Source organism: Bradyrhizobium sp. BRP19 (assembly GCF_020194195.1).
Lineage (GTDB): Bacteria > Pseudomonadota > Alphaproteobacteria > Rhizobiales > Xanthobacteraceae > Bradyrhizobium > Bradyrhizobium yuanmingense.
The window spans coordinates 1-393 of record NZ_JADYVZ010000231.1; the positions used below are offsets into that span (position 1 = coordinate 1).

General features: G+C 66.2%; 1 pseudogene. It reads left to right on the plus strand.

Going from position 1 to position 393, the window contains the following annotated elements:
- Positions 1-393, plus strand: a pseudogene (locus tag I6F36_RS39325) (hypothetical protein); the annotation flags it as partial.

Sequence of the window (393 nt, forward strand, 5' to 3'; positions counted from 1 at the left end):
GGGTACGACGATGCGCGCGCCGCTTTGATGGACGTGATCGCTGACAAGCTCGCGAAGGAAGCGGACAGCCGACAGACGGCCGTCGACAAGGTCGCGTCCCTCGCCAGGCGTGTGAAATGGCTCCGGGCGGCGAAGCTCGCAGCGACCTCGGCCGCCTCGATCTACTTCGGGGTACCCCCGGTCGGGGCTGTCGGCGAGATCTTCGAGCTCGGCAGGAAGGTCTGGACCGAAGGCATCGGAAAGGAAACTGGTGACGCCGCCAAGAAGGCCGCGACGGACGCGGCGCGGGAGGGCGGCGAATTGCTGAAACCGAAGGAGGAAACGTCCCTCCAAAGGAGATTCAGGCGCTGCGCGACGCGTTCGAGCAGGCTCTCGAGGAGCTCGGGATCACGT